Source organism: Emticicia sp. SJ17W-69 (assembly GCF_051209875.1).
In the GTDB taxonomy this organism is placed as follows: domain Bacteria; phylum Bacteroidota; class Bacteroidia; order Cytophagales; family Spirosomataceae; genus Emticicia.
Window position 1 is genome coordinate 5,058,565 of sequence record NZ_JBNTQY010000001.1, and the last position, 25,074, is coordinate 5,083,638.

A 25,074-nucleotide genomic window follows, 5' to 3' on the forward strand; every position below is an offset into this window, starting at 1 on the left:
TTTTCTATGATTATTAGACATTCTTTCTTTTTCAAATAATATGGCTATAAATCACCTTTTTTCTCCATTACAATTAAAGAATATTATCCTCAAAAATAGAATTGTTATGTCGCCTATGTGTCAGTATTCTGCTGAAGATGGGTTTGCCAATGATTGGCATTTGGTACATTTAGGAAGCCGTGCAGTGGGTGGTGCAGGGTTAATCATAAGTGAAGCGATGGCCATTTCACCCGAAGGTCGCATTTCACCTGCTGATTTAGGCATTTGGAAAGATGAACACATTGCTCCGCTTCGTCGAATCACAGATTTTATTCATCAGCAAGGCTCAATTGCTGGAGTTCAATTGGCTCATGCAGGCTATAAAGCCAGCAGCTCTATCCCGTGGAAAGGTACAAGTTTGGTGTCGCCTGCTGATGGAGGATGGCAGCCTATTTCGCCTAATGAAGTTTTGTTGAGCGATAAAAAAAGTTATTCAAAGGAGATTGATTTCACAGAAATACAAAGAATTATCAATGATTTCAAAATGGCTACCAAACGAGCTATGGAGGCCGGTTTCAAAATCATTGAACTTCATGCCGCACATGGTTATTTGATACACGAGTTTTTCTCACCATTGATTAATAAACGAACGGATGAATATGGCGGAAGTTTCGAGAATCGTACTCGAATTTTAATACAAATCATTGATGCGGTTCAGGAAGTCATTCCAACAGATTTTCCACTTTTTGTAAGAATTTCAGCAAGTGATTGGGTAGATGGTGGCTGGACAATCGAAGATTCGATACGGCTTTCGGAAGTTTTAAAAGAAAAAGGCATTGATTTGGTCGATTGTTCTTCAGGAGGCTTTGTTGCTCCCAAAGAAATTCCGATTGGCTTAAATTATCAAGTACCTTTTGCTGAAGCGATTCGGACAAAAACGGGCATCAAAACAGGTGCAGTTGGCATGATTGTTTCGGCCGAACAAGCCAATGAAATTATTACATCAGGAAAAGCTGATTTGGTGTTTTTAGCAAGAGAAATGCTCAGAAATCCTTATTTCCCACAAAATGCAGCTCATGAATTGGGATTGGATATTGAGTTGCCTGTACAGTATTTGAGAGGAAAGAAATAATATAAGGGCGAACTGGAAGCATCCGTCGCTTGGTTCGCCCCACAAACTTTAAAACTTCACTTTTATTGATTCTAAGTAATTTTTGCTTGTTTGTCCGCATTCAAGAGCTGTACGACCTTTCACTGGAACAGCATCCAACTCAATGATATTCCATCCATTGAATTTTACTTTTTCTAAAGCACTAAAAATAGCAGGAAAATCTACTCTGCCCTGACCTAACTCCACAAATTGATAGCCAGATTTGCCATCGGTTGCTTTTGTGTCTTTTATGTGAGTAGCGTATAAAATATCTTTGTATTTGATGACAGCTTCGGCCGCATTTCCACCACCTTGTGTATAATGTGCCACATCAAGCAAGGCTAATACATAGTTGTGGTTCATTTCATTGAAAATAATATCTACTTCCTCGGGTGTTTCTCCCAATTGATGCATGTGGTTGTGGTAAGAAGGTTGAATCCCTGTTTCACCTTTGACAACTTTAGCAACTTCACTCATATTTTTGGCAAATTTCTTCAATTCATCGGTCGTTGGAAGGCGGTCTTTGGGACGAGAATTATTGGTTATCTGTAAAGATTTTCCGCCTAAAGTCTTAATAAACTTGGCATGGTTGAGGTGCGTTTCAATATCTTTAGAAATATCGTCTTGAATACTCACATTTCCACTCGAAAACATTGCCAAAGTAAGTTTATTTTTATCAAGTGTATCTTTTAAATCTTGAGGTTTATCTTTGAATGGAGCGTAAGTATTAGCCCTTAGTTGAATACCTTTGAAACCTAAAGCAGCAATATCACTAATGGCAACTAAGTCGTTGCCACTCCAAGTGATGGCTGAATAAGCAATCTTAAATTTTGATTTAGCAGCAAGAGCTTCTAATGAAAGGAACGAAGATGCTGTAAGTATTGATGCTTGTGTGAGAAAATCTCTTCTGTTCATAATTTTGGAGAATTTAGGGTTGATTTATTGATAGATATGTAAGTCCTTTTATGCAAATGTGCCACAACTTATTATTGTACTAACAGGTTGTGGCACACTTATTTTATATTTTTTTTGTTTCAAAAAGAGAGGACTCCTCGAAGTGGAGGAGTCTCTCCATTAAACTATGATGAAACAAAACTACTAATTAATACCCTGGATTTTGAGCAAAAACACCTGCATTTGAGCGGTCGATTTGTGTTTGAGGAATCGGACGAACATAGTGTTTGTCAGCTACGTTACCCGCTGCTTGTGGGTTGTATTTTTTAACACGGTCAATTAATAATCCCCAACGTTTCAAATCCATCCAACGAGTTTGTTCGCCAGCCAATTCTCTTGCACGTTCTTCAATTAAGAAATCCATAGTCATATCACTTTCAGTAATCAACATGGCATCTTTTTTACCTGGCCATCCAGCTCTGAAACGCACAGCATTGATTGCTTTTGTTGCTTCTGCAACATTACCAGCTTTCAATTGAGCTTCTGCCAACATCAAGTAAACATCAGCCAAGCGGAAAACGAAATAGTCACGACTACCAGCTTCATAAGTTAAATCTGGACGTTTTGTATCGAAGAATTTAGTCAAAGTTGGAAATAATGCCTCACTGTATGCACTTGGCACTAATACTTGATATTTCTTCGTAGCACGCTCCTCTTTTGACATTTCATAGCCTGGTATAAAGATCGCTGTATCACCTGCTGCAAAAGAAATTTTAGACTTAGAGTTATCAAACGATGCGTTTAAGTTAGTCCCTGGGTTGTTACTCAACCATGTATCACGGAATGACTTCTTATAACGAGAGTCATTTGTACGGTCTTTGAAACAAGTCTCTAACAAATAAGCTGTAGGGCGTAAACGCTTAAACGGACGACCATAGAATACATCACGTTTCATACCTGGTTGTACGTCATATTGCATACCGAAGAAAAGGTGTAGGTTATTTCCACCATTTACAGCACCAGTATTATTAGTAAGGTTAGTTAATGGGTCAGAAGTATATTGAACCGCAAATACAACTTCACTATTTACTTGGTTATTTTCATCAAAAACGCTTGCAAAATCATCTAACAATTTAAAGCCATAAGCTGTAGTTACAGTTTTGCACAAATCAGCTGCTTTTGTAAAATCATCCGCCGCTTTTGCAGACGAATATCCTTTTGCCAAATAAACCTTTGCTAAAAGAGTTTCAGCAGCAGGTTTTGTTGCACGGCCATAATCAGACGATTGAGCTTTCGCTTCCAATGCAGGAATCGCATCATTCAAATCTTTGATAATCGCAGCATACATTTCAGCATCAGACGCTCTTTTTGTTTCTTTAGTTGGCACTAAAGTTTCACTTAATCTTAAATCTACCCCACCAAATTGTTGGTGTAAGATATAATAATAGTGGGCTCTCAAAAACTTTGCTTCTGCAACTCTTCGTACTTTGATAGCTTCGGTAACTGTTGCAGCTGGAGCTCTATCAATTACAGCATTACAAGTATTGATACCACGGTAAAGCTCATCCCAAGTATTTCCTAAATAGTCAACTGTTGGCTGTAATTGAGTATCATAGAAATGGAAGCCTTTATAACTACCATCAGCACCAGTAGCATAGATGTCGGTACCGTATTCAGTCATTGTTAAGCCTTGCTGCGTGCCATAATAATATCTCAGTGATGAATACGCTGATTTTACTGCATCTTCAAAACCTTTTGGAGTATTGATATAGTCGTTACCAATGCCTGATACAACTGTTTCGTCCAATATATCTTTACATGATTGGGTTGTAAGTAACAACGCCACAACACCAAAGATTTTAATTGGTTTTAATATATTTTTTACTTTCATTTTATTTAATGTTTTAAAATTCCTGTTTAAATTTTGAATTAGAATCTGATATTTAAACCAAAAGTTGTGACCGATGTTGCTGGTGTAACACCTGAGCCAACGTTAGTTGTACCAGTACCTGATGAGGTAATAGTTGCCTCTGGGTCGATACCGTTGTATTTGCTGCGGTATTCAGACCAAATTTTTGGTTGTTGAATACTTGAGAATATACGCAAAGATTCCATTCCTAATTTTTTAGCAACACTTTGTGGGAATGTATAACCGAAGTTAATGTTTCTCAATTTGATGAATGTTCCATCAAAATAAATCAAAGTAGTATTATACTGAGGGAATTCTTGTGTGCTAAATGGACGAGGGAATTCGTTAGTTGGATTATTTGGAGTCCAGTAATCAACTTTGATTTGTTGGTAACGACCAGCCAAAGCGTTGTTGTTTTGGTGGAAACCACTCACAATCATATTTCCGAAACGGCCAAATAAAAATGCCGATAAATCAAAACCTTTGTAAGTAAATCTTGTTGTGAAACCTGCACTAAAGTTAGGAATATCTGATCCAAGCAATACTCTATCAGCTGCAGTGATTACCCCATCACCGTTAGTATCTTGAACTTTTACTTGACCAACACCTGCTCCAAGTGGGTTAGCTTTATCTCCAGGATAGAATTTAGCCGCTTGTTCTTTCTCATCCAACTGCCAAATACCTATTTTTTTATAGTCATAGAATGAGTTCAATGGTTGACCAATAAACCAACGGTTTCCTAAATCATCAACTTTTCCATTATATAATGAAACAATCTCTTCTTTATTTTTAGTGAATGTAAAGTCAGTTGTCCATTTGAAGCCACTTGGAGAGTTTACATTGACAGTTGTAAAGCCTAATTCGATACCTTTATTACGAGTTTGTCCTACGTTACGAGTCACAGCACTAAAGCCGATTGAACCAGGCAATTGGTCAGACAATAATAAATCCGTAGTATTAGTTTCATACAATTCTAATGAACCTTGGATTTTTCCTCTTAAGAAACTGAAGTCTAAACCAATGTTAGCTGTTGCAGAAGTTTCCCATTTCAAGTCAGGATTTCCGATAGTATTTGGACGGTATCCATAAGCAGCAGTATTACCCCAAGCATAAGCAGTTCTGCTCAACAAACCTTGTGTTTGATAAGGTGAAACCCCTTGGTTACCCACTTTACCCCAACCAGCTCTCAATTTCAATAAATCTAACCATGGAATTTGTTTCATGAAAGCCTCATTGCTGATATTCCAACCTAAAGCGATACCTGGGAAATTACCATATTTTGTATTTTCACCAAAACGGCTTGAACCATCACGACGCATTGTTGCTGTTAATAAATATTTGTCGTTGAAGTCGTAGTTGATACGAGCCATGTATGAGTTGATCGTCCATTCAGTTAAGCCACTACCTACACCCAAAACTGAACCAGCATTGCCTAAGTTATAGAATTGTTGTGTTTCAGCAGGTACAGCTTGTACATCAGTTGTATATCTTTCAAAATTATCTCTTTGAATTGATTGTAACAATGTTGCTCCAAAGTTATGTTTTTGAGCGAAAGTCTTATTATATGTTACAATGTTTTCGAGTGTCCAGTTGAAACCAAAATCATTACGTGTAGAAGCTTGCGGGTCGCCAAATTTTCTTGCATTAGTAGCAGCACCTATGAAACGGCCCCATCTTGCAAGAGTAAAATCAGGTCCAAAGTTTACTCTATACTTCAAGCCTTCCATGATTTTCACTTCAGTATAAAGGCTATTAAAGATTCTATACCTTTTAGTATTATCTACTTGAGCTCCTGGAACAATCTCTGCTAATGGATTTGTCAATAAGGCATCATTAGTTGGCGAGAAAATCATATTACCATTATCATCAAAAGGACGACCTAATGGATTTTGTTGGATTGTAAATTGATAAGGGTTTAGGTTTTCGCCATTTCTCACACTATACATAGTATATGATGAGAGACCAACTTTTAACCAGCTATTGATATTATGGTCAATATTTGCTCTCAATGACATACGAGTATAATCTAATCCATCAGAAATACCTTTGTCTTGGAAGAATCCACCAGAGATATAAAATTGCGTTTTATCGTTTCCACCTTGAACACCCAAAGAGTGATTTTGCATAACACCATTATGTAAAATCAAATCTTGGTAATTATTATTTCTACCAGCAGCAAGACCAGCAGCTACCGCAGGGTCTCCACCCAAAACTGCTACTTTTGCATCGGCAGCAGCATTTGCTACTCCTGTTGGAACTGCTACACCGTTAGCATCTTTATAGTTGTTTGTAGCACGGTATGCTTCACGTACATACTCTGCGAATTCTTCACCACTAAATAATTGAATTTTATCCAATGGTTTTGAAACACCACCATAAGTATCAAACGTTACTACAGTTTTCCCTTTTACAGCACCTCTCTTAGTTGTTACAAGCACAACACCATTTGCACCTCTTGCACCATAGATGGCAGTTGCAGTTGCATCTTTCAAAACCTCCATTGATTGAATATCACTTGGATTCAAATCTTCATATCCAGCCGATAATGGAATACCATCAACAACGTATAATGGATCATTACCCGCATTGAATGAACGACGTCCACGAATCAAAATCTTTGGCACTGAACCTGGCTTAGAACCAGACTGAGAAACATCAACCCCAGCTACACGACCTTGCATTGCTTGGCCTAAACTTGTGATTGGCATTTCTTGAATTTGCTTCGCACTTACTTGTGAAATTGCACCTGTTGTTTGGCTTTTCTTTTGTGAACCATAACCAACTACGATAACCTCGCTTAGAGCCGCAGCATCTTCTTCCATACTTACATTAATTGTGCTTTGGCCGCTTACCTTCACTTCTTGTGCCTTGTAGCCAATGTAACTAAATACCAAAGTTGCGTTGTTGGCTGCTTGTGTACTAAATTTACCAGTAGCATCTGTAATAGCACCCTGAGCCGTACCTTTTACGGTAACACTTACACCTGGAAGCGGATTGCCACCTGTGTCAGAAACTTTCCCCGAGATAGCTCGGCCTTGAGCTTGTGCAAACTGCCAACTTAATAAAACAGTAAACCCAAGCAACACTTTTTGTAGTAATTGTTTCATACTAAATTAATAGAGGGTTAAATAAATAAATAATAAGGTAAAAACAAATGAACTTAAAAAAAGTAAATTTATAATTAGAATAGTTACAAAATTAGTTTTTAATTATACCTTTAACAACTAAAATTTAGTCCATTTCTAATATTTTTTTGACTAAAAATATCAGAAGGACACGTTTAATGTTAATTATGTAGTAAATTAGCTGTCATATTTTAATTGACTTTATAAAAAACTACCTCTTCTTAGGATTTTTATAAAAATTATTAAAATAAAAATAGATTATCATGGAAGTGTTTAAACATGATTTTGAAAAATGAAACCTCAATTACTTAAAATATCAAATCCAGCAGACTCATCGTTTAACTTGTTTGTACAAGAAACGCCTTATTTTTCTACACCTTGGCATTATCATCCCGAATACGAAATCGTTTTGGTTTTAGAAAGCACTGGAAAACGATTTGTAGGTAGTAGTATAACCGATTTTAAAGCTGGAGACCTTTGTATGATTGGCTCATATTTGCCTCATTATTATCGCAATGATGATGAGTTTTATGCCAAAGATTCTAACTTAAAAGCAAGGTCATTGGTGATTCATTTTTTGGAAGAGTTTTTAGGAGATAAATTCCTTCAATTACCTGAGAGTCAAGCCATTAAAGCTCTTTTAGAACGTTCAAAAAGAGGTTTGAGTTTTGGCGAAAAAACAGTCGAGAAGGTTGCACCTAAGTTTAAAAACTTACCCAATTTAGTAGGAATGGCTCGTTTATTAGAAATGATTTCTATTTTGACCATTTTATGCGAAAGCGAAGACAAACAAGACCTCACCACCAATCCCATTTCGCTTCGCAATGAAGTTGATTCGGCTCGTATGAATAAGGTTTTTGAGTTTGTGATGTTAAAATACCAAGAAGAAATTCAGTTGAAAGACGTAGCAGATTTGGCTAATATGAGTGAGTCGGCTTTTAGTAGATATTTCAAGAAACGAACTCGACGTACTTTTACACAGTTTTTGGCTGAAATTCGCATCGAACACGCCTGTAAGTTGTTGATGGTTGATAAAATGAGTGTCGCCGAAATTTCTTTTGAAAGTGGGTTTAATAACCTTTCTAATTTCAATCGTCAATTTAAGGCAATCAAGAAAATCACGCCTTTGGCTTATCGAACTAAGTTTCTTGAATAATCAACAGAAACAGACCACGGTCAATAGTCGATAGCAAACTTTTTTCATTGACTACCGACCGTGGTCTTTATAACTCACTTAATGCTTTGGGCAATCACATTGATTTTTACCTTTGAATAAACCCCACATAAATCCTTTTTTCTTGCGATAACTTCCATTCTTATTTCTGCGGCCTCCACCAACAGATTTCTGAATTTCAGATTTACTAACAACTTTATTATCAGATGCTTGTACGAATTCTGGCATTAAAGCTATCATTCCTACAAAAGCTAATATTACGATTTTCTTCATTTTATTAAAAGATAAATTGATTAGCATAAATCAACAGGTAAAGTATAAAATCTTACCATCCATTAATCTTTCTAATCTTGTCTATACTATTGATTATCAACGAAAAATAAAGACAAAAATTACACCAAAATTAAACTTTCTACAGAAAAAGCGAGTGGTTTTTCTGCAAATAGTACTTTAGTTTTCGACCAAGTTTCTTTGAAAAGCTCAGAGTCACGGTAATTATTCAAGTCGTCTTCAGACTTCCAATGACTATGGGTCATAAAAATATTAGGATGATGAATATCGTGCATCAATTCCAAATACTCACAACCATTCATTGCTTTAATTTTATCCTTCGATTCATTAAATATTTTCAGAAATTCATCAGTCTTATCATTCTGAAAAGTCATTCTAACATAGCGAATAAGCATTTTTTTTATGTATTTTTTTCTCAGAAAAAGAGTAAAACTTTTACTTTGAGTAAATCAAATTTGATCTCTTTTCAACCATTTTTCGTGGAAAGAAGGCGAAAACGCTTCCATTTTCTTCAATAAATCTTCTATATTATCTGATACTAAGACCAAATTTCGATTTTCTGCCTTCAAGAAACCCTCTTCTACCATTACATCCAATTGTTTTAGAAGATGGTCATAAAAACCATTCAGATTAAGTAAACCAACTGGTTTTTGATGTAAACCTAATTGCGACCAAGATAAAATCTCGAACAGTTCATCCATACTTCCATAGCCTCCAGGAAGGGTAATAATACCATCACAAAGTTTTTCCATAAGAGCCTTCCGCTCGTGCATGGTTTCTACTTTATGCATATCAGGCAGGTTTTTATGCCCTACTTCCATTCGATCTAAAAAGTGAGGAATAATGCCTGTCACTTGTCCATTATTTGCTAAAACGGAATCAGCGATAATCCCCATAAGGCCAACGCTACCACCGCCATAAATCAAACGTATATTGTTGATAGCCAATATTTTACCAAGTTCTTCGGCAGTTTCTTTATAAATTGGTTTTGTGCCTGGATTTGCTCCGCAATACACTAAAATCGCTTGCATATTTTTACTGGTTAATGTTGTCATTTGTTAAAAAATAAAACCCGACAAAACGTCGGGCTTATTTAGTTCGCTAAATTTGTCAGGAAAAAAAGTCTTTGCAGTAATATGGATTTAAAAGACGGTATTATATTTTCTTGCAATTTATAGAGTTGAACAATATAATGCAAGTATTTTATTAGAACAAACTACCCTGTACAGCCAATGGAGTGATTTTTGGTATTTCTATGTTCAAATCAGCTAAAGTGTTTAATCGGTCTATCCAATATTTTGTTAATTCTGGAGCATATTTATTTTCGCCACAATGCACAAATATATAAGCATTTTTCAGCCCCATTTCAAGCCATGTTAATATACGTTCACACCACTCATCTATTCTTGTATAATCAGTCGGGTGCAACTCGTTACCAACAAATCTGAGCGTCAAATCGGGGGTAGTTAAAGCACAATGAAGCACATCTCTCCTACCCGACACATCTGTAATAACCGTTCCTACTTTCATATCAGCAAGCATTTCACAGGTATTTGTCCAAACTTTAGCATTATTAAACCAATCAGGATGCCGAAATTCTACTGAAACAGGGAAATTAGAGGGTAAGGATTTTAAATATATTTCAAGAAACTTTATTTGTTTTGGATTAAAATTGGGAGAAAGTTGCAAAAAAGTCATTCCTAAATACCCTTCCAAACCTAAAACTGCATTACAAAACTCAGACGTAAGTGCATCACAACCAACCAATTGACGGTCATGGCTAATAATTTGAGGAAATTTGGGGCAAAATTTAAAACCATCAGCCGCAGCCTCTTTCCAACGTTGGATAGTCTCCAAAGTTGGGATTTGGTAATGTGTCACATTTAACTCAAGGGTATTAAATTGCCGAGTATAGTAATACAGCAAATCCTTTTCTTTAGCATTAAAAGGATAGATTTTGCCGATCCAATCTTTATTTGCCCAAATAGGTGGCCCGATATAGATGTTAGGTTTTGAAGTTTTCTGAGTTAAACCAAGAATTTTGCTTGTCAATGGATTATCAGGAGGAAGACCAAAATCTATATTTGAAATATCTTGAAGTTTTCCGAAATCCATGTTTTTTCTAATTTCAAATGTGTTTTTTTATTTTGACTCACTCTCCCAAAACATAAACCCTACATTCATGCTGCCAACTATACTCTCCTGTCCCCAAAATAAATTGCAAAGGATGATTGAAAGTCGCTTCTCTCAATACGTTTTCATCAATGCCTCTTCCGGCATCAAGATTTGCTACAAAAACATATTTTGGATTATCTTGCAATGTCCAAATCATTAGTTTTTGTGTTTCTGTTGGTTCTAACAACCATCTCGCTTCTCTTTGTTTTATATCGTCCCAAATATTCTCTGCCAATGTATGAAACTGCTGAAAAACGGCAAATTGGTGATGATTTTGCCCCCAAATATATGGCCCGTGTGTCACTTTATCACGGTCATTCTCATCTCTAATATCAAAGACATATAGTTTGGTGTATTCTTCGTTTAGTCCTCTTTCAATATGTAAGTTTCTGGTCTCAAAACCCAAGCCAACGTAGCTTGGCATATCGGTCAAAAATAAGGCAACAAAAAACCTTAAATGATTGGCTGTTCGATAAAACTCATCAAATCTTGGGTCATCTTTGTCAGCAGTCATTACCGTAAAATTTGGAGCGAACTGCCTGTTTTTCAACAACTTATGATAAGTTACAAACTTTTCCATGTAGGATTTAGAGCCTACAACTGAACTTTGTAAATCACCTAAAGTTGAATCGGCTTCAATTGCTTCTAAGTGGTCAAACTCATCACCATAGCCCATAAAATCTGGCTCAACTAAAAAGGTTTCCGCAAAGAAAGCAAAGTGTTTGACTCCTTGTTTTTGTATAAATTTCTTAACGGCCATTAATGGGTCATAATAAGCATCTGGCTCTTTTGGTACGCCCGTTGGACGAGGTTGTACATGAGCCATATCACCACGCATAAAATCAAAATTATAGGCTTTCTGACAATCATAAACTTTCTGAAAAAAGTATTGCCAAGCATATTTATTGGGATTTTCAAAATCTAATTCCCAATGAGCGTTATCGTCTTTTGAATGATAGAATTTATAACGTGCCAAAGGTCCAAAAACCCTTGACATGGCCTGTGGTTCATCAAATTCATAAGTGTACCAACGATTGCCATTTTCATCAATAATAAAATCTTCGGCATTGATATGTAAACCACGATAAGGTGGAGCCATGGTCATCGGAAGCGTCTCATAGCCTTGATAAATCATGTCGTGCATGAGTTCAATTCTGCGTCTGAGCCTTCCTTGATAGTCATTTTTATGTCCAAAAATAATTTCTAAGCGTTGCTCGTCGCTCAAAATTGGTATTTCTGGCGAGAAAAGAGTATTTTTTGAATAAGAAATAGGTGTTCCATTAGCCGTACCATTTCTTCCTAAATAATGCCAAATAATTTCTTCAACATCTCGATAAAGTGTTTCCGAATTACTCGTAATTCGACCCCCTACCCGCTTGACCCATTCAAAAAAACGAGGATAGGCAAGCACCATTTCTGAAAAGCGGTCGGTGTGTGGAATCACATCCATACCCACGCTTTTCCCCATTGCATGTAAAATATTAACGACAAATTTTAGCTGTTTTTCAACTGTATTTAACGTCGGAATAGCGGCTGATAATTCATGACTAAAAAAAGCTGGATTAATATTAAAACTTGTCATACCATAAAGGCTACCAACCACCCCAGGCTCCCAAATAGGCAATAAATGTATCGAATCTTGTGATTTTGGAATAGTAAAGGCATATTTTATGATATTAAAAAAATTGCCGATGGTACGTACATTGATACCTACCATATTCGATTTTTTGAGCCAAGAGCCATCATTATGATAACTTACAGGGCTTTCAATTGTTTGGTTGGTATCTAAAGCACGTTGAAGTGTTTCTCCTCCAAGTCGGCGTTGTAAAATATCTAAAACATCATAAACATTGAGCTGTACGGCGATTTCGGGTAGCAGGTTTTGGATATACGACGTTTGATGCGAAGTATATCTATCTTTATATAAATAATGATTATGTCGCCACAAATCGTACATAGAGGGTTGTGGTGAATAAGTATCAATCGTCATTGGATTTTCATCATAGGTTTATATACAAAGTTATAAAATACCGATAAAAGAAAACAGTTTAGGAGAAAAAAGTATAAAAAAAATAAAAAATGCCACTTCTGAAGCTTCAGAAGTGGCATTTTTTATTTAAAATCTACCAACAATAAATATGAATTTTATTTTTGAGCTAAAATCAAGTCTATCAAAATACGTTCAGATTCAGTCAAAATGATGTCTTTTTCTTTGGTATCTTTCTCGCCCGAACTTAGTTTATTGACTGCTTTTCTACGTTTTTCATTTTCGTCACGTTCTTGCTTGCGTTTAGCTTCATTAAGCGAGATAATCGTCACATCTTTGGTTTTTCTATATTCTGCCAAATCATCGGTCAATTGCTTCATCTCTGGGTCAGATTTTAAGCGAGCTTGGTATTTTTCTTGCACTTTGCTTAAAATTTTATCAGAAATAGCCGTTGTTTTTTCGTATTCCGATGTTTTTATTTGGTCGTATGGCAATGCACTTGGTTGAGAGCTTTCTCCCATTTCTTCAGGGTCAAATGGCGTTGGTAGTTGAATATCTGCCATCACTCCTTTTCTTTGTGTACTATTACCTGTAATACGATAAAACTTCTCGGTTGTTAATTTCAATTGTCCGTATTTTTCTTTTTGGTCAAAACCAACAGATGCTGATGCTTTTTTATCATTTGAGGCAGTACGAGGCGAAAGCAAAAACTGGTCTAAGTCAACCAATTGTTGTACTGTTCCTTTTCCAAATGATTGTTCTCCAAGAATCAAACCTCTCTTATAATCTTGAATAGCACCCGCAAAAATCTCAGAAGCTGAGGCACTAAAACGGTTTTGTAAAATCACCAATGGGCCATTGTACACCAATTCTGGATCGGTATCGCTTTCTACATCTACACTGCCATTATTGTCTCGGCGTTGTACCACAGGGCCTTTTGTAATGAATAGGCCTGTCAAATTTATCGCTTCTGTTAATGAGCCTCCGCCATTATTTCTCAAGTCTATTACCACTCCATCTACACCTTTTGACTTAAATTCATTCAAGAAACGCTTTACATCTTTGGTCGTACTTTGAAAATCACCACCTTTGCGTGCATCTTCAAAATCACGGTAAAACATTGGAATATCAATCACACCTAATTTAAAATCTTTTCCGTCCTTTTTCATTGGCACAACCTCACCTTTAGCTACTGCTTCTTCGAGTTTCACTTTTTCACGAACCAAGCGTAACTCTTTGGTAGGCGAACCCGCAGGTGCATCGCCTGGAAGCAAGCGTACACGTACAACTGTACCTTTTGTACCTCTGATTAACTTCACTGCATCATCAGTTAGCCAACCAACAATATCTTGCCAGGCACCATTTTCACCTTGGGCAACGGCTACAATTCTATCATTTTTGGTTGCTTCTCCACCCTTAAAAAGCGGCCCACCTGGGATAATTTCAGCAATTTTTACATAATCACCTTCATTTTGTAAAGAGGCTCCGATACCTTCAACCGATTGGCTCATTTCGATATTAAATTGAGCGGCTGTACTCGGAATCATGTAGCTGGTGTGTGGGTCAATTGCTTCTGAAAATGAATTCATAAATGATTGAAAAACATCATCTGATCTCCATTTCGAGATTCTACCTTCCCAGCGTTTGTAACGGTCTTTTAAAGTTGCTACAATGGCACTATCTTTACTTCCACTTAGTTTGAGGTCAAGTACCTGACTTTTGACGATTTTACGCCAAACATCATCCAACTCTTCTTTGGATTTTGCCCAAGGAGCTTTTTCACGATCAGTTTCATAATTTTCATCTACTGAAAAATCAAATGGTTTATCAAGCAATGCCATGATAAATTCATGACGTTCTTTATAACGTTTACGATAAAGATTAAAAACCGTGAACGGAGCAGTTAAATCTCCCTCCAACAAGTCCTCGTCTATGCCATCACGGTATTGTTCAAAAGCATTTACATCAGCTTCTGTAAAATATGCGTGACTACCATCAACATCTTTCAAGAAATTGTCCCAAATCTTTGAAGAAAAAGCATCATCCAATTTGAATTTTTGGTAGTGATGATAACTCAAAAATTGCGTCGCAAATTGCTCAACTTGCTCTTGCGTGCGAGTCGGCTTCAGGTCGTTGTAGCCATAAGTAGGCGGCGTTGAACTTTGATTTTGGGCTTTGTTTTCAAAACAGCCAAAAAGTCCTGTTAAGGTGAATAGAACGATGATTCTTTTCATAATTTGTACCATAAACCGAGCGTCGGTCGCCCCAATTACTAAATGAAAGTTCATTAAATGATTATACTTATGACTAACAACCGCCACCCTAAAATCGTTTATTTTACAGATTAGAGGTTGATTAAAATTTATTTGACAATTTCCAATAATTCTACATCAAAAATCAACACTTGATTTGGACCAATACTTGGCGGGCCTTGTGGGCCATAAGCAAGGTTTGCAGGAATAAATAATTTCCATTTCGAACCTACAGGCATTAATTGTAAGGCCTCAACCCAACCTTGAATTACTTGTGTAACACCAAATTCAGCGGGCTGACCTCTTTCTACTGAGCTATCAAAAATAGTTCCGTCAATAAGTGTTCCGTGATAATGTACCTTTACTTTATCTGATGCTACTGGTTTTGCTCCTGTGCCTGCTGTTAGAATTTGATATTGTAAACCACTTGGAAGTGTGTTTATACCTGCTTTTGCTTTATTTTCTGCCAAAAACTTTTCACCAACTTTTAAGTTTGCAGCACCTTTTTTCATTGATTCATTCTGAAAATAGCTTTGAATATACACATTGGCAGCATTGGCTTCCATCCACGTTGTTTGTCCACCCAATACTTGGTCAATGGCTTTTGCCATCATTTCAGAGTTTACTTTTAAGTTTTGTTGTTTTAAATTTCCTGCAATATTCATACCGATTGCATAGCTAATCGAATCAATACCATTTTTCATGCCAGTACTACTTGTAACTGCAGGAGTAGTAACAGCGGCTTTGTTTGCTATCACTTGTTTTGTTGCTGGAGTTTTTGGCTTTGCTGGAGTCTTTGACACTTGTGCGTATGAAACTTGTACCAAAACAAGGGTTGCAGCGAAAGCAATAATTGATTTTTTCATTTTCTAAGAGATACCTAATTTTTATTAAAATTTTTATGAATAACAAATAAACGTACTTTTATGCTAAAAATTAGTTTTTTTATAAAAAAAACTAAGTAAGTTATGCAACTTTCGATGAAAATTACAAGTTTCATTGATAAAGATGGCTGATTTTTAGGCTATCAAAGCAAATTAAGCCAAAACTCAATAAATGCTCACTACTGAAGAACACCAAAGATATAACCGCCAAATGCTCATGCCAGAATTTGGATTGGATGGACAAGAAAAAATCAAGGCTGCCAAAGTGCTTGTGATAGGTTGCGGTGGACTTGGTAGTCCCATTTTATTGTACCTCACTGCGGCGGGAATTGGTACTTTGGGCATTGTCGAAAATGATATTGTTGATGTCAGTAATCTTCAAAGGCAGGTTTTATATGACTCATCATCAGTAACTTACACAAAAATTGATGAAACCGAAAAACGCTTAAACGCACTGAATCCCTTAGTTAAAATAAACAAATATGCTACACGTTTAACGGCAGAAAATGCCTTGACTATCATCAAAGATTATGATATAGTGATTGATGGAACTGATAATTTTCCAACGAGATATTTGGTCAATGATGCTTGTGTGATGCTGAATAAACCTTTTGTTTATGGGGCTATTCATCGTTTTGAAGGTCAAGTTGCTATATTCAATCATAAGGGTTCAGCCACTTACCGAGATTTATTTCCGACTCCACCACCGCCTGAGCAAGCCCCAAATTGTGCCGAAGCTGGTGTTTTAGGTGTACTACCAGGAATTATTGGTTCGATGCAAGCTCTCGAAGCAATAAAAGTAATCACTGAAATAGGTGAACCATTATCAGGCAAACTCTTACTTTTGGATACACTTTCGATGCAAAGTCGTATTATTAAAATCCCAAAAATGCCTAATACCCCAAAAATCACACAATTGATTGATTATGAGCAATTTTGTTTGAGTCCAGATTTGAAAAACAAAGCTGAAATTACGCATGAGCAATTAGTGGCTTTGAATGATTATCAACTCATTGATGTGCGTGAAATTCACGAATATGTTCTTAAAAATATAGGAGGAGAATTAATGCCACTTTCGGAATTAGAGAAACATTTACCCAAAATAAGTAAAGACAAAACTGTAGTTGTGCATTGTCTGAGCGGTGTACGTAGTATGAAGGCTATCAAACTTTTGCAAGAAAAGTATGGTTTTGAAAATTTATTGAATTTAAAAGGAGGAATTAATGCAATACCTTAAATGATTTTATAAAAACATAGCATATCAGATATTGATTTAGATTCTAAAAAAACTCGCTCAGACATGCCAAGTTTGAGTTATTTACTCAACATACTCACTTTTTCCTTTTCAAAATCCATAAAAAGAAAATCGAAAGGGTCGATATAGTGGTTGTTTTTTTTCAACGTATAATGCAAATGTGGCCCTGTTACAGTACCTGTTGCTCCAACTTCACCTATGACTTGCGAGTGCTTCACATATTGCCCTTTTTTGACTGATATTTTGCTTAAATGTCCATAAATAGACTCAAAACCATAGCAGTGTTTTATTTTAATATAATTTCCTAAATCTGGTTTAAATCCTACTTCCAAAACATTGCCATCACCTGTGGCAATTGCCTTTTCTCCTAAAGCCCCTTTTAAATCAATTCCTCGATGAAAAATGGTCACTTTATGAACAGGGTGATTCCTAAAACCATAAAAAGAATTGATATTTACTTCCTTATTCAACGGATAACCCGCAGGAATTGCATGAATAAATTGTTCTTTAAATGGATCATTATAAATATGTCTTAACATATCATTTACTTCAACCAAAGGCCCTAAACTCGTTTCCCAATAATCTTCGTCTGAGGAGTTACTACTTACTAAACTTTGCGAAAAAACTGAAAAATTGAATCCTACTATCAATAAAACAAATGTTACTTTCTTCATCATCAAACCTTAAAACATAAAATACCTACAAAACTAACTCGGTTATGTATAGAAAATTGCTTTTTATGTCATTTGTCCAACAAGTTCAAAGGATAATTATAATTCACAAATTATATAATCAGCTTTCACATCAAATGTGAATATTTTTATTTAATCCTAATATGGTATTTTTAGGCTTTTATATTAGTGCGTGTAAGCGTAGTGCTGTAATCTTTCATTTCAGCACTTTTACTTGTCTTCATTATGCCAAACAACAAACGCATCACTCGAAAAGGGAGTATCAAAAAATGATAAATTAGAAAAGTAACACCAAAAGTACCGACAACTAAAATGCTGTATTTCACACCTACAGACATCTCTAAATCAGCAATATAATAGCCAATTGTGACAGTGATGGTTTGGTGGATAATATAAAATGGATAAACAGCTTGATTGGCATACTTTACAAAAGTATTTGAAAAATTCAGGTAGTATTTGGCAAATCCACAAATAGCTAAAATAATACACCAAATAAATAACATGCGAAAAAAATCATGCAATAGCAAAGTCGGTAAAAAGTCGTCATTTGGACACCCTAAGATGGCTATATAAACCTTTATAAGTACAAGAGCGGATAAGCCTATTAACAAGAAAGCTTTGCGGTATTTTTCAATTATTACCCAGCTAAACGCCTGAATTGCAAAAAAATAACCGTAAATAAAGAACAAAAATGAGAGGGTAAAATTATACCAATCCGAAACAAGGTTATTGGTGATATCCCAGCGTTGTTTGAGTGTCCAGTAAATAATCGACAAGGGTAATGCAAATAACAGTATTTTGAAAAAACTACTGATAGAGTTTTCTAAATTAAAAAAAGTAAAGGACTTTTTCTTCAACCATAGAAACAAAGGGAGAGCTATTAAAGAAAACACCCACAAGTAGATCACAAACCATAAATGTTGCCAATTGAGTCCGCCTTTTTTGCATGCAAAGAAGTCATAGACTTGTAAGTAAAATGTTGTATAACTCCCCGAAAACGTATGCATTTGGAGCCGTTTAAAATAGATTTGTGGTGGAACTACCACAAGCATTCCGAATACTAATGGAAGCAGTAGTTTTTTTGAACGATCACCAAAAAAATCTATACCTGTTCGGGATTTCAGTGCAAATCTTACCCCTACCCCCGATATAAAAAACAAAAGCGAAAGCCTCCACGGGTTCACCAAATTCATCCAAGTTTGAAGGCCATCAACTGTTTTATTGTTACGTACAAGCCAACCCCAATCAACAAAAAACATTCCACTATGATAAAAAATAAGAATGCCAAATGCTATCACTCGAATCCAGTCAATAAAGTACTGTCGGTCTTTCATAAACTTTACATCCTATTAAAATAATCATAATAACTTGATTTAGTTATTAAAAGGATACAAAATTCATTTAATGTGAAATGAAAAAAGTTCATTTTTCGACCAAATGCTGAATTTGTTGTTTTTTTGTGCAAAAAAGAAGTATAAATACTTATATATTCAAACTTACTTATTAGATACAATTGATTAATTGTATCTAAAAATACAATTAAATACTTATTATATAGATTTAAAATAGTAAAACAATCTATCTAACACATTGATTATCAGTATTCCACATAATTTTACAATAAGCAACTGTATTGTTGCATACATTCTTTAATAAAGTTTCTGAAGTCAAAAAAATTATGTCAAAAATTAGTTATAATAACTCATAAAAAACTCCATTAGGGTGAAATATTTCACCCTAATGGAGCATAAAATAAAGATAAACCTATTTTTCTTTCTAAATCATTTTCAAACTAAGCTCTCAAGGGAACAGGTGAAAGTGTGAGAGGAGTATCGAAATCTTTCATTTCAACACCTTTGTTTGTCTTTATCATTCCAAACAATAAACGCATAACTCGAAAAGGTCGTATTAAAAAATGATAAATGAGAAACGTAATGCCAAATGTGCCAACTACTAAAATGGCGAATTTTGAACCAACAGACATCTCTAAATCAGCAATATAAAAGCCAATTGTGACGGTGATGGTTTGATGTATGATATAAAATGGATAAACAACTTTATTAGCATATCTCACAAATTTATTAGAAAAGTTTAGGTAGTGTTTAGCAAATCCACAAATAGCCAAAATGATACACCAAATAAATAACATCCTCAAGAAGCCATTGACTAAAACAACTGACATACAATCTTCTATTGGATACCCAAAAACTGTATTATATAGTTTCATTAAGATGACTACCGATAAACCTATTGTTAAGTAAATCTTGCGATATTTTTCAATTATTACCCAACTAAATGGCTGACTGGCAAAAATATAACCATAAATAAAAAATAAAAATGAAAGGGTAAAATTATACCAATCCGATACAAGATTATTTGTTATATCCCATTGCTGTTTGAGTGTCCAATAAGTAATCGACAAGGGCAATGCAAATAACAATATTTTAAAAAAACTACTAATAGGATTTTTCAGTTTAAAAAAATGAAAAGATTTATTCTGCAACCAAAGGAAAAAAGGTAAAGCAATTACAGAAAATACCCACAAATAGGCTACAAACCACAGGTGCTGCCAATTTAGTCCGCCTTTATTACAAGTAAAAAACTTATAGATCTGTAAATAAAAAGCGGTATAGCTCCCTGTAAAGCTGTGCATTTGTAGTCGTTCAAAATAAATTTGTGGTGGCACTACCACAAGCATTCCGAAGGCTAATGGGAGTAGCAGTTTTTTTGAACGCTCACCAAAGAAATCAACACCTATTCTGGATTTAAGGGCAAATTTTACACCCACTCCAGAAATAAAAAACAAAAGGGAAAGTCGCCATGGGTTTACTAAATTCATCCAAATCTGGAATCCTTTTGCCGCAACATTGTTGCGTACAAGCCAACCCCAATCAACAAAAAACATTCCGCTATGATAAAATATAAGAATACCAAATGCTATCACTCTAATCCAATCAATGTAGTATTGTCGGTCTTTCATAAAGCTTTTTTATTATTAAGAAATTACAACTAATTATATATTGTACCGTTTAATAATAAAAGCAAAGATGATGCCACGTACCAGACTTTTTTTGATGATATTGAGAGAATAAGCAAATATTATTTTGTTTGATTTCACATAGAGATTTTCCAAACGAATAACCTAATAAGAGATAAAAGCAAAGGTAAAAAAATCTAAAAAATGGATGTATTATTAAACAAATATTATACCACAATAGACTTATAATCAATTAATTACAAAAAAATACTACATAATTCATTGATTATGTAGTATAGAGGAAATATAATTTATTTATCTTATGATTTATGCTTATTTTTCGTCAAATCTCTCTTTATTTCTTTGTACATTCGCTTCATTATCAAGCCATCGTATAAGGGAATAAAACGCCAATATCCTTTATAGTTAAATACCCATCGCAAGGCTCCTTTTAAGTCTTTTTTCTTCCAACACCTTCTTATATCTCGGTAGAAAAGAGCCAATTCTATTTCCTTATTCAAGGCTTCTGGCTTGGCCAGACTTGTATCAATATTTTGTTTATCGGTTGCCTTGATAATTTGACTAATTCCTACTGAAAAATCATGTCCAGTAAAACGGCTGAGCGACATCCAATTATTGAGTCTCATATCCGATTCGATTAAGAAATATTTATTTTGCTTGGCATCATAAATATATCCAATACTGGCAAAGCCATTTAAACCAACCGATTTTCCAAAAGTTTTTAATAAAGCCTCGATTTCCTGATTTCTGAAATAAGTCCTGCGGGTCGTATAACTGAAATTATTTTCGAAAAAATCTAAAATTTTTGCAGCATTATAAGCTATTAATTGGCCTTCATAAAACAAAGCTTCTACACCTATTTCTTCACCAGTGATAAATTCTTGGATAACTAAATTTTCTTTGGGTGATAGTTTTTCAAGTCCTTCTTCCAAAGATTTTTTATCGGTACAAAAGTGTATGCCCGCACCACTCCAACTTAAATCCAATTTGAGCAATATCGGGTAATTCATTTGTTTATCAATGGCATCGGCATCAAGCTTATCGGTATATACCATAAACTTGGGACTTAAAATGCCATTTCTTTCACAAACCTTTGAAAACCCTGCTTTTGAAGAAAGCATTTCTCGGTTTTCGATTTTCGTCAATGGTAGTATTTTTTTGAATAATTCTTCTGATTCAATCTTTTTATTCACTAATTGAATAATTAAATCATCCAATAAAATAACTCTATCATATCCTTTTGTTTCATCATTAGCCAATTGGAAGATTTGCTCCAATACTTCATTGATTTCTTCTTTGATCTCAATCCAATTATCATGAAACCGATTAGATAATAACCAAGTATTTTTATTGCAAAGTACATCAACTTGCAAACACCCACCACGTTTAAAAATTGCAGGAATTTCTCCTAATGAATCCCAATCAACTACCGAAACCAACAATACATTTTTCATACAATTCAATAGCTTTAAAAAAACTCATGGCACTTAAATAATCTATAAATAAAGTAATTTGAAGATAGTTTTTGTCAATAATTTGACAATTGGTTGGCAATATAACAGCAGCAAAGTACACTGATAATCAGGCACTTAAATATTAATCTTCAAATTATTTTCTTCGATCTATACTATTTTCCAAAAATACAATTTAATTCTTATTTATTAAAGTATAACTATTCTAAATTAGAAGACCTATATACTTTTCTATTTGCTCCTAATATCAGTTGCTCACTATTTTTATAATATAAACTTGTAATATTTTTTGAAGAATCTTGCTTGGAATACACAATGCCACTCAAGCTTGTAAGTGTATGTATGATATTTTCTGACGAAATTTTTTTATTTTTATGTAACTTTAAATTAGCAATTTTTTGTGGGAAAGTTTTTTCTAATATAGGAGAATACCAAACAAAAAATGGAATATGTGAAATATATTTTGAAGGAACTGGGTAGGCATGTTGCGATAAATCTCTGTTGTCATCAAAAAGATTTTCTCCATGATCAGATATGTAAGAAACGGAAGAAAGGGCATTTTGATTGGAAACCATTGAGATTACGCTATCAATTACTGCATCAGAATAAACAATGGTATTATCATAGCTATTGACTAGTACATTCTTAAATTTTTTATCTGCAGATTTTGAAAAGACCGTTTTATTACTCGGTTTAAAAACATCAAATTCATCTGGATATCTGGCACTATAATCATAATGACTACCACTCAAGTGTAAAACAATAAATTTCTTCTCTTCCGGTTCTTTCAATACTTTATTTAAAATATGAACTAATTCCATATCACGATGAACATTCTTTGTTGCTCGAAAATCGGAAACTAAACGATGTGGATTTTCGGCTTCTTCTATATGAAGACTAATATGGCCTTCATCAATTTGATTAGTAAGCCAATAAGTTGAGAAACCCGCCTCTTTGAATGCACTAACAATGCTTTTTTGTTGGTAATGTTTATCAAAATTACCAGCTCCAACGCCAGTTAATAGCAAGGGGATTGCATATTCTGTAATAAACCCACCAGCGGCAACTTGATTAAATGAAATGAGATTTTCTCTCTTTGATAAATTGGGTGAGGTGTTTCTTTCATACCCATTGATTCCCCAATGGTCGTATCGAGAGCTTTCACCGATGACCAACACATATACTTGTTTGCCATTTATGATACTATCTTGCGTTGCATTAAATTTAAAATTTTCTCTTTCTTTTTTCGTCGAATGCACCAACTGATATTGAGAACGAATCATTTTAGCCGAGTATAAGAGAGAAGTTGGAAAAACCGTATAATACCTTGATCTTAGAGTAACAAAGTAATCTTTTATTCCATTCTCGATTAAAGGCACTAAAAACAAAACAATTAATGAAATTGCTGAAGTTAATGATGCACTTTTTTTGGATATAATATTGGGTGCTTTGGTTAGTAAGATTAATAAGCCAACTACATAAAAAAAAATACTAGCAGCTAAACGAAGCCAATAGCCTTCCATCAATTCTGATGCTTCATTAAAATTAGTATTAATTAGTAATAGAATCGTGGCTTCATTAGCTGGTACACCAAAAAGGAGGATTGAGCCTAAATTAAAAGGCAGCAGAATAAAAACAGGGGTTAAAAGTAAGAGATATAACTTTATTCTATTTTTAAATAAAAAGACTGGCAATAGCTGTAAACTCAAACATGCCAATCCTCCCAGTATTGCCATAGAATATTGTTCTGTTTTTAAGAAAAATACAAAATCAGAAATACATATCAAAAAAATCGTGATAAAGAAATAAATGGTTGCCGTTGATTTTGATGGAGCGAAAAGGCTACGTGGAAACATATTTTCCTATTATTTGTTTGATTGTCAATAAAATTACTGCTCTTATATTGCACGATAGATAAGTTATTTAAAAGTATAATAATAGGTAAATTTTTGACACAAAATTACTAAGCGGTTCAAGTAAACGCAAAAAAATATGTTTAATACAATAATTTATCAAGTTCGTCAAAAATAGCAGCATCAACATTTGCATTGAATTTTCGAGCAAATAGTTTACCTGAATGAAGTAAGGTTGATAAATCAGCCATTGTAAAAGTCTTGGGGCTTGCTTTTCCTTCCGACCAATCAATGTATCTTAGATTATCATTTATCATATCTTTTTGATAAATCGAATTAAACAAAATCGTTTGAAAAACGATTTCATCACTTCCCCAAGTCAATTCAAAAAATCTTCTTACATTTTTATTTTCTTGCAAATATGCCACAATATATTGAGCGTGTTCGCCTGTAATCGTAAACCATTGAGAACGCCCAACTGGCACTAAATCATTAGGCATTTTTCTCGAAGGCAATAGTATATTCAGGTATTTTTCGACCAAATGTTTTCCTGCAAAGTGGTAGTTACACAAATGATATTTTGTCAATCGTGGAATTGCTTCTTGCCATTCATCTGCAACCGAAAGGGTGTGCATAAAAGCTTTCCCAGGATTATTCTCAAAAAAATGATGAATCGCTGCCGTACTTTTGATTGGATAATCTTGCCCACTCAATAAATTGATATAATCATATTTATGATTGGAATTCAAGATTTCCTCAAAACTGTTCACAGTAGCCTGAACAATACTGTATGCTCCCCAATGGACACTTATTCTATTTTTTATAAATTTTATATTTTCAGAATTTATTGAAATAAATGGTTTTATATCAGTTTTTAAATCAACATGAATATAAAAATCTGCATTTGGGTGAGCCAAACGCTGAATCAATCTTTTTAATTGCAAGGGATTGGCATGAGTTAATATCAAATGGGCGATCTTCATT

Annotated in this window: 19 protein-coding genes; 3 read left to right on the plus strand and 16 right to left on the minus strand. The window is 34.7% G+C overall.

Annotated elements, in window-relative coordinates:
• Positions 1 to 46 precede the first annotated feature (46 nt).
• Positions 47 to 1,111: an NADH:flavin oxidoreductase/NADH oxidase gene (locus tag ACQUQZ_RS20730; protein ID WP_435357669.1), complete on the plus strand. Its 1,065-nt coding sequence runs from the start codon at positions 47 to 49 to the stop codon at positions 1,109 to 1,111.
• A 48-nt stretch (positions 1,112 to 1,159) separates the two neighbouring features.
• On the opposite strand, the gene ACQUQZ_RS20735 is transcribed toward ACQUQZ_RS20730, so the two are convergent.
• The 3 genes from ACQUQZ_RS20735 to ACQUQZ_RS20745 form a co-directional block, all read right to left on the minus strand.
• The gene (locus ACQUQZ_RS20735; RefSeq protein WP_435357003.1) at positions 1,160 to 2,044 is read right to left on the minus strand and encodes a sugar phosphate isomerase/epimerase family protein; all 885 of its coding nucleotides are present in this window, start codon (positions 2,042 to 2,044) and stop codon (positions 1,160 to 1,162) included.
• Positions 2,045 to 2,231: 187 nt separating this feature from the next.
• Positions 2,232 to 3,914, minus strand: a complete 1,683-nt coding sequence (locus ACQUQZ_RS20740) for a RagB/SusD family nutrient uptake outer membrane protein (RefSeq protein WP_435357004.1) — start codon at positions 3,912 to 3,914, stop codon at positions 2,232 to 2,234.
• Between the two features lie 38 nt (positions 3,915 to 3,952).
• Positions 3,953 to 7,039 (minus strand): SusC/RagA family TonB-linked outer membrane protein, encoded by a 3,087-nt coding sequence (locus tag ACQUQZ_RS20745; RefSeq protein ID WP_435357005.1) that lies wholly within the window; start codon positions 7,037 to 7,039, stop codon positions 3,953 to 3,955.
• Positions 7,040 to 7,349: 310 nt separating this feature from the next.
• Between ACQUQZ_RS20745 and ACQUQZ_RS20750 the strand changes: the two genes are divergently transcribed.
• On the plus strand, positions 7,350 to 8,213 hold the full coding sequence (locus tag ACQUQZ_RS20750) for an AraC family transcriptional regulator (protein ID WP_435357006.1): 864 nt from the start codon (positions 7,350 to 7,352) through the stop codon (positions 8,211 to 8,213).
• A 78-nt stretch (positions 8,214 to 8,291) separates the two neighbouring features.
• Here the strand turns inward: ACQUQZ_RS20750 and ACQUQZ_RS20755 are convergent, their stop codons facing one another.
• From ACQUQZ_RS20755 to ACQUQZ_RS20785, 7 genes are all read right to left on the minus strand, one after another.
• Positions 8,292 to 8,504 carry a hypothetical protein gene (locus ACQUQZ_RS20755; RefSeq protein ID WP_435357007.1) on the minus strand — a complete coding sequence of 71 codons (213 nt, stop codon included), beginning with the start codon at positions 8,502 to 8,504 and terminating at the stop codon, positions 8,292 to 8,294.
• A 119-nt stretch (positions 8,505 to 8,623) separates the two neighbouring features.
• Positions 8,624 to 8,917 (minus strand): putative quinol monooxygenase, encoded by a 294-nt coding sequence (locus tag ACQUQZ_RS20760; RefSeq protein WP_435357008.1) that lies wholly within the window; start codon positions 8,915 to 8,917, stop codon positions 8,624 to 8,626.
• Positions 8,918 to 8,971: 54 nt separating this feature from the next.
• Positions 8,972 to 9,553 (minus strand): TIGR00730 family Rossman fold protein, encoded by a 582-nt coding sequence (locus ACQUQZ_RS20765; protein ID WP_435357670.1) that lies wholly within the window; start codon positions 9,551 to 9,553, stop codon positions 8,972 to 8,974.
• A gap of 175 nt (positions 9,554 to 9,728) precedes the next feature.
• Complete coding sequence (locus tag ACQUQZ_RS20770) at positions 9,729 to 10,637, minus strand: DUF72 domain-containing protein (protein WP_435357009.1); 909 nt, start codon at positions 10,635 to 10,637, stop codon at positions 9,729 to 9,731.
• Positions 10,638 to 10,674: 37 nt separating this feature from the next.
• Positions 10,675 to 12,687 carry a hypothetical protein gene (locus ACQUQZ_RS20775; RefSeq protein WP_435357010.1) on the minus strand — a complete coding sequence of 671 codons (2,013 nt, stop codon included), beginning with the start codon at positions 12,685 to 12,687 and terminating at the stop codon, positions 10,675 to 10,677.
• A 155-nt stretch (positions 12,688 to 12,842) separates the two neighbouring features.
• Positions 12,843 to 14,972, minus strand: coding sequence for a carboxy terminal-processing peptidase (locus ACQUQZ_RS20780; protein ID WP_435357011.1), 2,130 nt, complete (start codon positions 14,970 to 14,972; stop codon positions 12,843 to 12,845).
• 74 nt (positions 14,973 to 15,046) lie between these two features.
• On the minus strand, positions 15,047 to 15,802 hold the full coding sequence (locus ACQUQZ_RS20785) for an FKBP-type peptidyl-prolyl cis-trans isomerase (RefSeq protein WP_435357012.1): 756 nt from the start codon (positions 15,800 to 15,802) through the stop codon (positions 15,047 to 15,049).
• 190 nt (positions 15,803 to 15,992) lie between these two features.
• Here ACQUQZ_RS20785 and moeB point away from each other — a divergent pair, with 190 nt between their 5' ends.
• Positions 15,993 to 17,057, plus strand: a complete 1,065-nt coding sequence (moeB, locus tag ACQUQZ_RS20790) for a molybdopterin-synthase adenylyltransferase MoeB (RefSeq protein ID WP_435357013.1) — start codon at positions 15,993 to 15,995, stop codon at positions 17,055 to 17,057.
• 77 nt (positions 17,058 to 17,134) lie between these two features.
• On the opposite strand, the gene ACQUQZ_RS20795 is transcribed toward moeB, so the two are convergent.
• The 6 genes from ACQUQZ_RS20795 to ACQUQZ_RS20820 all read right to left on the minus strand — a co-directional run bounded on the left by ACQUQZ_RS20795 (position 17,135) and on the right by ACQUQZ_RS20820 (position 25,073).
• Complete coding sequence (locus ACQUQZ_RS20795) at positions 17,135 to 17,749, minus strand: M23 family metallopeptidase (RefSeq protein ID WP_435357014.1); 615 nt, start codon at positions 17,747 to 17,749, stop codon at positions 17,135 to 17,137.
• Positions 17,750 to 17,919: 170 nt separating this feature from the next.
• On the minus strand, positions 17,920 to 19,101 hold the full coding sequence (locus ACQUQZ_RS20800; RefSeq protein ID WP_435357015.1) for an acyltransferase family protein: 1,182 nt from the start codon (positions 19,099 to 19,101) through the stop codon (positions 17,920 to 17,922).
• 458 nt (positions 19,102 to 19,559) lie between these two features.
• Positions 19,560 to 20,747: an acyltransferase family protein gene (locus tag ACQUQZ_RS20805; RefSeq protein ID WP_435357016.1), complete on the minus strand. Its 1,188-nt coding sequence runs from the start codon at positions 20,745 to 20,747 to the stop codon at positions 19,560 to 19,562.
• Positions 20,748 to 21,064: 317 nt separating this feature from the next.
• Positions 21,065 to 22,219, minus strand: coding sequence for an ATP-grasp domain-containing protein (locus ACQUQZ_RS20810; RefSeq protein ID WP_435357017.1), 1,155 nt, complete (start codon positions 22,217 to 22,219; stop codon positions 21,065 to 21,067).
• 218 nt (positions 22,220 to 22,437) lie between these two features.
• Entirely contained in the window at positions 22,438 to 24,093 is a 1,656-nt protein-coding gene (locus ACQUQZ_RS20815; protein ID WP_435357018.1) for a phosphoethanolamine transferase, read from the minus strand.
• A gap of 140 nt (positions 24,094 to 24,233) precedes the next feature.
• Positions 24,234 to 25,073, minus strand: a complete 840-nt coding sequence (locus ACQUQZ_RS20820) for a beta-1,6-N-acetylglucosaminyltransferase (protein ID WP_435357019.1) — start codon at positions 25,071 to 25,073, stop codon at positions 24,234 to 24,236.
• Position 25,074: the final 1 nt, after the last annotated feature.

Coding starts and splice junctions, on each gene's coding strand:
- ACQUQZ_RS20805 (WP_435357016.1), bottom strand. CDS start 20,747: ATGAAAGACCGACAATACTACATTGATTGGATTAGAGTGATAGCATTT.
- ACQUQZ_RS20750 (WP_435357006.1), top strand. CDS start 7,350: ATGAAACCTCAATTACTTAAAATATCAAATCCAGCAGACTCATCGTTT.
- ACQUQZ_RS20795 (WP_435357014.1), bottom strand. CDS start 17,749: ATGAAGAAAGTAACATTTGTTTTATTGATAGTAGGATTCAATTTTTCA.
- ACQUQZ_RS20810 (WP_435357017.1), bottom strand. CDS start 22,219: ATGAAAAATGTATTGTTGGTTTCGGTAGTTGATTGGGATTCATTAGGA.
- ACQUQZ_RS20740 (WP_435357004.1), bottom strand. CDS start 3,914: ATGAAAGTAAAAAATATATTAAAACCAATTAAAATCTTTGGTGTTGTG.
- moeB (WP_435357013.1), top strand. CDS start 15,993: ATGCTCACTACTGAAGAACACCAAAGATATAACCGCCAAATGCTCATG.
- ACQUQZ_RS20800 (WP_435357015.1), bottom strand. CDS start 19,101: ATGAAAGACCGACAGTACTTTATTGACTGGATTCGAGTGATAGCATTT.
- ACQUQZ_RS20820 (WP_435357019.1), bottom strand. CDS start 25,073: ATGAAGATCGCCCATTTGATATTAACTCATGCCAATCCCTTGCAATTA.
- ACQUQZ_RS20745 (WP_435357005.1), bottom strand. CDS start 7,039: ATGAAACAATTACTACAAAAAGTGTTGCTTGGGTTTACTGTTTTATTA.
- ACQUQZ_RS20815 (WP_435357018.1), bottom strand. CDS start 24,093: ATGTTTCCACGTAGCCTTTTCGCTCCATCAAAATCAACGGCAACCATT.
- ACQUQZ_RS20780 (WP_435357011.1), bottom strand. CDS start 14,972: ATGAACTTTCATTTAGTAATTGGGGCGACCGACGCTCGGTTTATGGTA.
- ACQUQZ_RS20765 (WP_435357670.1), bottom strand. CDS start 9,553: ATGCAAGCGATTTTAGTGTATTGCGGAGCAAATCCAGGCACAAAACCA.
- ACQUQZ_RS20755 (WP_435357007.1), bottom strand. CDS start 8,504: ATGAAGAAAATCGTAATATTAGCTTTTGTAGGAATGATAGCTTTAATG.
- ACQUQZ_RS20760 (WP_435357008.1), bottom strand. CDS start 8,917: ATGCTTATTCGCTATGTTAGAATGACTTTTCAGAATGATAAGACTGAT.
- ACQUQZ_RS20775 (WP_435357010.1), bottom strand. CDS start 12,687: ATGACGATTGATACTTATTCACCACAACCCTCTATGTACGATTTGTGG.
- ACQUQZ_RS20735 (WP_435357003.1), bottom strand. CDS start 2,044: ATGAACAGAAGAGATTTTCTCACACAAGCATCAATACTTACAGCATCT.
- ACQUQZ_RS20785 (WP_435357012.1), bottom strand. CDS start 15,802: ATGAAAAAATCAATTATTGCTTTCGCTGCAACCCTTGTTTTGGTACAA.
- ACQUQZ_RS20770 (WP_435357009.1), bottom strand. CDS start 10,637: ATGGATTTCGGAAAACTTCAAGATATTTCAAATATAGATTTTGGTCTT.